Below are 6,426 nucleotides of genomic sequence, written 5' to 3' on the forward strand. Positions count from 1 at the left end.
TTTCCTGTACTTGAAACCGCCAAGGCACCGACGAAAAGCCCGCTCGGGCGGTGTTTTGCGTGCTTCTCGCAGCGCCGCGAATCGCTGCCGTCGCCAAGATGCGGCACGTTGCCACGTTCGCGGACGATAGCAACGAAGCGCCGCCTCCGGAACGGCTGCGCGGACCGAGATGTGCAGAACGCCCGCAACGTCCCGCAAAACGACGCGTGGACAGATGCGCGGACGGATTTCGCCCGGCTCGGAAATGATCTAACCATAATTGTTCCGTTTTGGGCCCTGCCGATGTCATTGATTGGTCTCTACACCCGGGTGCTGCAACTGCTCGGCAGGGAGGCGCGGCTCGGTTGGGTCCTGGCGATCGCCAATCTGCTGCTCGCCACCGCGCAATTCGCCGAGCCGGTGCTGTTCGGCCGCATCGTCGACGTGATGAGCGGCAATCTCGCCACCGGCGCGCTGGTGCCGGAAACGCGCTCGCCTTGGCCGCTGCTGGCCGCCTGGGCCTGCTTCGGGCTGTTCACCATTCTATGCTCGGCGATCGTCGCGCTGCAGGCCGACCGGCTGTCGCATCGGCAACGCCAGACGGTGTTGACCAGTTATTTCGAACACATCCTGCAACTGCCGATCAGCTTTCACACCGGCACCCATTCGGGCCGACTGATGAAGGTGATGCTGCAAGGCACCGACGCGCTGTGGCGGATGTGGCTCGGCTTCTTCCGCGAGCATTTCGCCGCGATCCTGTCGCTCGTCGTGCTGCTGCCGCTGTCGCTGTACATCAACTGGCGGCTGGCGATCCTGCTGTTCGTGCTGTGCGTGGTGTTCACGGTGCTGACCACGCTGGTGGTGCACAAGACCTACGGCATGCAGGGCGAAGTCGAAGCGCAATACAGCGACCTGTCGGCGCGGGCGTCCGACGCGCTCGGCAACGTCGCGCTGGTGCAGAGCTTCGTTCGCGTCGACGCCGAAGTTCAGGGCCTGCGCAACGTCTCGGGCCGGCTGCTCGCGGCACAGATGCCGGTGCTGTCGTGGTGGGCGCTGGTCACCGTGATCACCCGCGCCTCGACCACCATCACCGTGCTGTCGATCTTCACGCTCGGCATCTATCTCAACCAGCAGGGACTCACCAGCGTCGGCGAGATCGTGATGTTCGTCTCGTTCGCTTCGTTGCTGATCCAGCGCCTCGAGCAGGTGGTGAACTTCATCAACAACGTGTTGATGGAAGCGCCGCGGCTGCGCGAGTTCATCGACGTGCTCGATGCTGTGCCGGCGGTGCGCGACCGTCCCGACGCGATCGACCCCGGCCGGCTGTCCGGCCTGGTCGAGTTTCAGAACGTGTCGTTCTCCTATGACGGCAAGCGGCCGGCGGTGGAGGATCTGAGTTTCACCGCATTGCCGGGAGACACCATCGCGCTGGTCGGCGCCACCGGCGCCGGCAAGTCAACGGCGATCGCGCTGCTGCACCGCGCATTCGATCCGCAGTCCGGCCTGATCAAGGTCGACGGCATGGACATTCGCGGCCTGACGCTGGCGTCGCTGCGCCGGAACATCGGGGTCGTATTTCAAGAAGCGCTGCTGTTCGACCGCTCGATCGCCGACAATCTGCGGATCGGCAAGCCGGACGCCACGCTCGACGAGCTACGCCTCGCCGCGGAGCGCGCGCAAGCGCTGGAGTTCATCGAGCGCAGCGACCACAAGTTCGACACCAATGCCGGCGAACGCGGCCGTATGCTGTCCGGCGGGGAAAGGCAGCGGCTGTCGATCGCGCGTGCGCTGCTCAAGGACCCGCCGATCCTGATCCTCGACGAAGCCACCTCGGCGCTCGATGCCGTCACTGAAGCCAAGCTCAACCTCGCGCTCGACGAGGTGATGAAGGGACGCACAACCTTCGTGATCGCACACCGGCTGTCCACCATCCGGGACGCCACCCGTATTCTGGTGTTCGAGAACGGCAAAGTGATCGAAAGCGGAACGTTCGATGAACTGGTGAGCCTTGGCGGGGCATTCGCGCAATTGGCGCGGGCGCAGTTCATGGTGCAGGAGAACGCCCGCTCGGCCATGAGCGCCGCTGTCGACGCCCAAAGCTGACCGGTCGAATTTCAGCCCCTTTCGTCACCGATTACCGGGGCCCAAGCCCTGTTCTGCGGGCGCGAGCCGGTATAGGGTCGGGTTTGCTGGGGCCACCGCCTGAAAACCCGAACTTCACCGTGCCGCGATCTCGTCGGCGCGACGGAACTCACAGGACCGGAATCGGAACGTGCCTTTCATCACCGCACAGCCTCGCCGTTCATCCTCGTTTTTCACCATCGTCGTGGCGGCGCTGCTGTCACTCACCGTGCTGCCGCGGGTGGCGAACGCCGAAGCGCTGTTGTTGGTCGAGGCCGACACCGGAAAGGTTCTGCAAGCCGAGAACGCCACCTACCCGTGGCATCCGGCGTCCGTCACCAAACTGATGACGCTGTACGTGACGCTGCAGGCGGTGAAGCAGGGCCGGCTCACGACCGACTCTCTGCTGACGGTGTCATCGATCGCGGCTGCGCAATCGCCCTCGAAGATGGGCTTCCGCGCCGGCACCCAGGTCACCGTCGACAACGCGCTGAAGATGATGATGGTGAAGTCGGCCAACGACATGGCCGTGGTGCTGGCCGAAGGCGTCGGCGGTTCGATCGACGGTTTCTCGGAGATGATGAACGACACCGCGGCGCGGCTCGGGATGACGCAGACACACTACGTCAATCCCAACGGTCTGCCGGCCGACGAGCAGGTGACCTCGGCGCGCGACTTGGCGATCCTCGCCCGCGCCATCATCCGCGACCTGCCCGAATACGAATATTACGTCCACATTCCAGCGATCCGCTTCGGCAAGCGGGTGACCCGGAACTTCAACAAGCTGATCGGCCGCTATCCAGGCGCCGACGGATTTAAGACAGGCTTCATCTGCGCCTCGGGCTACAACCTCGTGGCGAGCGCCACGCGTAATGGTCGCCGTCTGATCGCCGTGGTGCTCGGCGCCAATTCCGGAACGGACCGCGCCGTGAAGGCGGCGCAACTGTTGGAGCGCGGCTTCTCGACCAACACCCTCGCCTGGCTGACGCCGTCGCTCGGCACCGTCGACAATCTCGCACCGATCGCCGCCGCCCCGCCGGATCTGCGTGACGAGATGTGCGGGCCGAAGCGCAAGCGCCCGGCCAGCGACGAGGACGAGACCGTCGCCAACGCGCTGTCGGGCAATCCGGTGATGTCGATGTTCCAGCCGCCGGCGCTGAGGCCGGCCGACATGATCGCCGCTGAACCCGAACCGGTCCAGCCGGTCGTGGTCTATACCGGACCGACGCGGAGCGGCGCTGCGCTGATCGCCGCCGAAAGCAGCGACGCCGAACAGCACGCCGCCAAGCCAGCCAAGAAGAAAGTCCGACGGGGCGCAAAGAAGAAAGAGACCGAGACCGCCGGCCAGGAATCGAGTGCCGACAAGGATGCCGCGGCGAAGAAGCCGAAGCCGCGCACCGCAGTGATCGTCGATACCAACAAGCCGGCCGCCAAACCGAGCGGAGCCAAGCACGGCACCGCCAAGACGCACGCGACCGGCGAGAAGCCATCTACGTCCAAGCCGAAGCCGAAGCCGAAGGCCACGTCGAAGCCGGCGCCGAAGAGCGCAACCGGCGAGACCAAACCGAAATCCTGACCTCTCCGCAGCGAAGCGCGGCGGCTATCACTCGGTCGCTACGCGGCTGCCGAGGATGGCGCCTCGCTGCGGCGTGCGGTCGCTTGCGTTCAGTCTTGGCTTAGCTCAATACTCCGCCAAACGGGAGGTTGGACGCAGTTTTCGCGCAGTTATTTTGCAATGCAGCAAATCAAGCGCGACGTCTTTCGGCCAATTCGCCGTCTCCGACCAATATGCGACAATCATAATGCACGGAGCGGTGCGCTTCGTGCTGGCGACACGAGGAACACACCATGGAGCGGACTTGGCTCAAGCACTACCCGCCGGGAGTCCCGGCCGAGATCGACGTGACGCTGTACCCATCGCTGGTCGACCTGTTCGAGGAGAGCTTCCGTAAGTTCAGCGATCGCAAAGCCTTCATCTGCATGGACAAGGCGATTACCTATCGCGAGCTGGACGAGATGTCGGTGGCGCTCGGCGCCTACCTGCAGGGCAAGGGTCTGCAGAAGGGCGCGCGCGTCGCGCTGATGATGCCGAACGTGCTGCAATATCCGGTGGCGATCGCCGCAGTGCTGCGCGCCGGTTTCGCGGTGGTCAACGTCAACCCGCTCTACACCCCGCGCGAGCTCGAGCACCAGCTCAAGGATTCCGGCGCGGAAGCCATCATCGTCTTGGAGAACTTCGCCCACACCGTCGAGCAGGTGGTCGCCCGCACTCCGGTCAAGCACATCATCGTCGGTACGATGGGCGACATGCTCGGCTTCAAGGGCATGATCGTCAATCTGGTGGTCCGCAAAGTGAAGAAGATGGTGCCGGCGTTTTCGCTGCCCGGCGCGGTCTCGTTCAACGACGCGGTGTCGGCCGGCCGTGGCCAGAAGTTCACCAAGCCGGCGATCGGTCCCGAGAGCGTCGCTTTCCTGCAATACACCGGCGGCACGACCGGCGTATCGAAGGGCGCGACGCTGCTGCATCGCAATGTGGTGGCGAACGTGCTGCAGAACGATGCCTGGCTGCAGCCGGCGCTGGCCAAGCCGCCGCACGTCGACCAGTTGTTCATCGTCTGCGCGCTGCCGCTGTATCACATCTTCGCACTGACCGCGTGCTACCTGCTGGGCATGCGCGCCGGCGGCGTCAACCTTTTGATCCCGAACCCGCGCGACATCCCAGGTTTTATCAAGGAACTGATGAAGTATCAGGTCAACAGCTTCCCGGCCGTCAACACGCTGTACAACGGCCTGCTGCACGCGCCGGGCTTCGACAAGGTCGACTTCTCCAAGCTGAAGATCTCCAACGGCGGCGGCATGGCGGTGCAACGTCCGGTCGCGGAAGCCTGGCTGAAGCTGACCGGCTGCCCGATCGCCGAAGGCTACGGCCTCTCCGAGACCGCGCCGGTGCTGACCTGCAACCCGGCGACCGTGACCGAGTTCAACGGCACCATCGGGCTTCCGATGCCGTCGACCGAACTGTCGATCCGTGACGAAGAGGGCAAGGAAGTGCCGTTCGGCACCGCTGGCGAAATCTGCGCCAAGGGCCCGCAGGTGATGTCCGGCTACTGGAATCGCCCCGACGAGACCGCGCTGGTGATGACCGCCGACGGCTTCTTCCGGACCGGCGACATCGGCATCATGTCGCCGGACGGCTTCACCAAGATCGTGGACCGCAAGAAGGACATGATCCTGGTCTCGGGCTTCAACGTCTATCCGAACGAGGTCGAGGAAGTGGTCGCGAGCCACCCCGGCGTGCTGGAATGCGCGGTGATCGGCGTGCCCGACCAGCGCACCGGCGAGGCGGTCAAGGCGTTCGTGGTGAAGAAGGACCCGGACGTCACGGCCGAGGACATCATCAAGTTCTGCCACGGCGAACTGACCAACTACAAAGTGCCACGACAGATCGAGTTCCGCACCACGCTGCCAAAAACCAACGTCGGCAAGATCCTGCGCCGCGAACTGCGCGACGAGAAGAAGAGCAATCAGGCGGCGGCGTAAACGCCTGCTCTCCTCTCCACGTCATTCCGGGGCGCGGCCGTCAGGCTGCGAACCCGGAATCCCGCAGTTATCGTGCCCGTTTCGGATTCCGGGTTCGCTCACTGGCGCGAGCGCCCCGGAATGACGGCATTGTGCGCGGAATAGCATCGCCCGTCACCAGCACAACGGCACGCCCAGCCCGGCAATATTGTCACTGTCATGCGCGCGGGCTAGAAACCACTCGCACAACAGGGAGAGATGAAGATGACCATCAAGGTTGGCGACCGGCTGCCCGACGTCCAGTTTCGCGTGATGACCGCGGACGGCGTTCAGGTGAAGAGCACCGACGACATTTTCAAGGGCAAGAAGGTGGCGCTGTTCGCCGTTCCGGGCGCTTACACCGGGACCTGCCACAAGATGCACCTCCCGAGCATCTTCCTCAATGCCTATGCGATGAAGGACAAGGGCGTCGACACCATCGCGATCGTCTCGGTCAACGACGCGTTCGTGATGAACGCCTGGAAGCGCGACACCGACCAGCGCGACGAAGCGGTCTTCCTCGCCGACGGCAACGCCGAATTCACCAAGGCGATCGGCATGGAAATGGACGGCTCGGGCTTCGGCCTCGGCACCCGCTCGCTGCGCTATTCGATGCTGATCGAAGACGCCGTTGTGAAGACGCTCAACCTCGAGCCCAACCCCGGCAAGGTCGAAGTCTCCGGCGGCGACACGCTGCTCGGGCAGTTGTGAGCTGATTGCGGGCACACTTCGTCCCAACGACCAACGTCATCGCCCGGCTTGTTGTTC

General features: G+C 64.2%; 4 protein-coding genes. All 4 read left to right on the plus strand.

Annotated features, from left to right (window positions below; genetic code table 11):
• Window positions 1-282 precede the first annotated feature (282 nt).
• The 4 genes from M9H71_RS16075 (at window position 283) to M9H71_RS16090 (ending at window position 6,369) form a co-directional block, all read left to right on the plus strand.
• A complete protein-coding gene (locus tag M9H71_RS16075) occupies window positions 283-2,082 on the plus strand; it encodes a glucan ABC transporter ATP-binding protein/ permease (RefSeq protein ID WP_455405962.1) in 1,800 nt (599 codons plus the stop codon).
• A 169-nt stretch (window positions 2,083-2,251) separates the two neighbouring features.
• The gene (locus M9H71_RS16080) at window positions 2,252-3,676 is read left to right on the plus strand and encodes a serine hydrolase (RefSeq protein ID WP_455405963.1); all 1,425 of its coding nucleotides are present in this window, start codon (window positions 2,252-2,254) and stop codon (window positions 3,674-3,676) included.
• Between the two features lie 272 nt (window positions 3,677-3,948).
• Window positions 3,949-5,640, plus strand: coding sequence for a long-chain-fatty-acid--CoA ligase (locus tag M9H71_RS16085; RefSeq protein WP_455405964.1), 1,692 nt, complete (start codon window positions 3,949-3,951; stop codon window positions 5,638-5,640).
• 243 nt (window positions 5,641-5,883) lie between these two features.
• A complete protein-coding gene (locus M9H71_RS16090; protein WP_455405965.1) occupies window positions 5,884-6,369 on the plus strand; it encodes a redoxin family protein in 486 nt (161 codons plus the stop codon).
• Window positions 6,370-6,426 lie beyond the last annotated feature (57 nt).

It is taken from the genome of Rhodopseudomonas parapalustris (assembly GCF_053772255.1).

Bases quoted from the DNA above. Each gene is read 5' to 3' on its own strand.
- M9H71_RS16090 (WP_455405965.1), top strand. From the start codon at position 5,884: ATGACCATCAAGGTTGGCGACCGGCTGCCCGACGTCCAGTTTCGCGTG.
- M9H71_RS16085 (WP_455405964.1), top strand. From the start codon at position 3,949: ATGGAGCGGACTTGGCTCAAGCACTACCCGCCGGGAGTCCCGGCCGAG.
- M9H71_RS16075 (WP_455405962.1), top strand. From the start codon at position 283: ATGTCATTGATTGGTCTCTACACCCGGGTGCTGCAACTGCTCGGCAGG.